4 protein-coding genes are annotated in these 2,542 nt (G+C 65.1%); 1 reads left to right on the forward strand and 3 read right to left on the reverse strand.

What is annotated here, in order from left to right:
* Positions 1 to 318: 318 nt before the first annotated feature.
* Positions 319 to 564 carry a hypothetical protein gene (locus N802_RS19040; protein ID WP_035919637.1) on the forward strand — a complete coding sequence of 82 codons (246 nt, stop codon included), beginning with the start codon at positions 319 to 321 and terminating at the stop codon, positions 562 to 564.
* A gap of 357 nt (positions 565 to 921) precedes the next feature.
* On the opposite strand, the gene N802_RS19050 is transcribed toward N802_RS19040, so the two are convergent.
* The 3 genes from N802_RS19050 to N802_RS19060 form a co-directional block, all read right to left on the reverse strand.
* Positions 922 to 1,314, reverse strand: a complete 393-nt coding sequence (locus tag N802_RS19050) for a hypothetical protein (protein WP_156971532.1) — start codon at positions 1,312 to 1,314, stop codon at positions 922 to 924.
* A gap of 179 nt (positions 1,315 to 1,493) precedes the next feature.
* Positions 1,494 to 1,733 (reverse strand): hypothetical protein, encoded by a 240-nt coding sequence (locus N802_RS19055; RefSeq protein ID WP_035919647.1) that lies wholly within the window; start codon positions 1,731 to 1,733, stop codon positions 1,494 to 1,496.
* A complete protein-coding gene (locus tag N802_RS19060; protein WP_035919650.1) occupies positions 1,730 to 1,978 on the reverse strand; it encodes a ribbon-helix-helix domain-containing protein in 249 nt (82 codons plus the stop codon). Before N802_RS19060 ends, N802_RS19055 begins: the two co-directional genes overlap by 4 nt.
* Positions 1,979 to 2,542: the final 564 nt, after the last annotated feature.

The following is a 2,542-nucleotide window of genomic DNA, read 5'->3' on the forward strand; positions in this document are numbered from 1 at the left end:
CAATCCCCACCACTCCCCGGGGCTCTGTCCATCCTTGGGCGCCCTCGGCATTGCTTCCGGTCTGGAGGGTTCTAGCCTTCCGCTGGCCGTCCGCCTCGGCTTAGGGCTACTCGGCGCCGCGGGCCTGGCATACATCTCAGCCACTGTCCGCCAGCGAGAACGCGATGGGGACACGTCCATAACCTTCTTCGCCGATTGATGGATCCTCCGGCGGAGTGCTGTTGCGTCAGCAACGACGCAGAGCATCCCTCATGCCGCGCATCGTGACGATGAGCCGTCATGTTGTGGGGACAGAGGGCGACGACGTAGCCTTCCCCGGTGAGTGACCAACCCGTCCAGCCGCGCGTGGCCGCGATGCTCTCCGCCTATGAGGCGAGGTCAATTGACGGGGATGAACTCTATGCGCGATTGCTCAAGACGGAGCGCACCGACAGGTCTACAAACCCGGCGCTGCGCGACTTGCTCGACTCAGTGAGCGAGGCGACCGACCTAGGGCAGGACGAGCGGGAACTCATCGCCTGGGCTGCGGCAAGGTACTGGCGCACCCAAGCGGAGGACTCCTAACGCACGCTCATGCCGCGACGAGTGCGCGTCCTACTAGCCGAGCTGTCGTCGCATGACCGCGACGTAGTCGGCGTTCTCGAGCCCGCCGCATACCAGCAAGTCGCGCCAATCCACCCGAGCAAGTTCCACCATCGCAGCGAACTCTCGGACCGAGCCACGCGCCCCCAGCACCACTGAGGCTTGAATCCGCTCTGGATCCTGACCACTGTTGATTGACTCTGGGAGCCGCTCGAGCTCAGCGGCTAAATCTGGCGCGGCCGCTCCAAAGTCTGAGTCGAGACGTTGGCGCAGGCGCGAGGTTAGCTCGACCATTGGCAAAGCCTCGCATGACCGACTACCGCTCATGCCGCGTTCCGGTTACGAACTCAGAGCATCCACCCCGGCGCGAGCGAAGTCCCACACGGCGTAGACGCACAAGAAGACGAAGAACCCGGCCAGTAGACCAACGCCCAGCCACGCAACACCCGCCGCAAGTCGCCAGTCGACACCTGCTCGCTCCGCGTAGTGACGTAGGTAGTCGCGGCTCCCCCAGGCGTACCAATCCGATGAAGCGCCGGTCTCAGCATCGAAGGCGTCCACGAACCGAGCCGACAGCCGGTCAAGCACCGCGAATACAGGGATTGCGGGCACAAAGGCCCAGCTCGTTTCCGTCGCTATGGACGCCGCGAGGCCGCCCGCCACGACAAGGGGCGCCAGAGCCGCACAAAACAGCGCCATCATCGCGCTACGTCGCCCTACTGTGCTGGACATGGTTGGCAGGCTAACGGTCATCAAGGCCCGTAGTGGCCACGTCACCGCGGACCCTCTGCCTTACGATCCGGCCTCCATAAGCACGCGCGCCGCGGACGGTCCTCTGCGACTCGCGCGAGCTGTCGCGCCGGGGTCAGGGAAGAAGCGCCCCTCCTAACCATCCGTGGCGGGGTCGGGCTTTAGTCGAGCAGGTGCAGGTACTTCGGCCGCGCCTTCATGGCGTGAATGACGAGTTGCTGACCGCTGTCGAACGTCAGGATGGCAAGTTGCAGGAGTCGACCGTTCGAGTCGAAACCCAGCACGAGCTGCTTGGCTGGGACGTCGTCGTCTGGCTGGCTGGAGTACGCCCAGTTCTCGGCGGCGTAGAGGATGTCGAGTTCGCTGATGCCGTGCTTGAATGCCGAAGGGGCGACCTTCACGCGACGTACGCGCGGATGGCGGCACGGATCAACTCAGACCGGCTGACGTGATCGTGCTCGGCACGCTGGTCCAGCGCACTGAGCAGGGTGTCGTCAACGCGGACAGGGACAACGCGTGCGGGGCCGTCGCCCATCGGCTTGCGCCCACGCTTGCGCAGCTGGCTGACGTCGTATCCCCGCTCAGCTTCGTCGGCCCACTCTTGGATCGTCTCGTCCGTGACCGGGACACCGTTGACCGTTTCCATGATCAAAGCGTATTACAGAATGCACGAGCGGACCACCGCCTCGTCGCACTTGCCGCCGCATGCAACGCACCGTTTTTGCGCTCGGTGAGAATTCCCTGTACTCAGTCAAGGGCGGGCCTTCGGCCCGCCGCCGCGCCGGGCGTGCGGCCTGGCGGCCGGTCCCGGCGCGCACCGCCGAGTTTCGTTCACGGCATACGAGAAGGGCACCGGACCACACGATCCGGTGCCCTGCCTCCCAACGGTCAGTTCAGTACCGCCGCCGACCCGACGCTCCACTGTCCCGCCCGACTCCGGGCCGCCTCAAGGGCGCGATGCGTCACTACGTGATGGCCTGCGGCCACCCTTGACCCGACCACTCCGCCTGGCGGATCTGCTCCGCTGTCGACTCGGTGGCTCAGCTGTGCCCGAGGGCATTCCGTGGGCACATTTTGGGCACCATTTCCGGGCAGAACCCCTCCACGGCCGTATCCACCACACCCGGTTCCCCGCACAAACACGGTTCGTAGCCACCCTCTCGAAGGCCCCGAGGAATCTCCTAAAGAAGGTGTCGCAGGTTCGAATCCT

The sequence above is a fragment of the Knoellia sinensis KCTC 19936 genome (genome assembly GCF_000768705.1).
Lineage (GTDB): Bacteria > Actinomycetota > Actinomycetes > Actinomycetales > Dermatophilaceae > Knoellia > Knoellia sinensis.

What these genes read in the sequence shown, in the direction of transcription:
- N802_RS19050 (WP_156971532.1), bottom strand. Translation starts at nt 1,314, where the DNA reads ATGTCCAGCACAGTAGGGCGACGTAGCGCGATGATGGCGCTGTTTTGT.
- N802_RS19060 (WP_035919650.1), bottom strand. Translation starts at nt 1,978, where the DNA reads ATGGAAACGGTCAACGGTGTCCCGGTCACGGACGAGACGATCCAAGAG.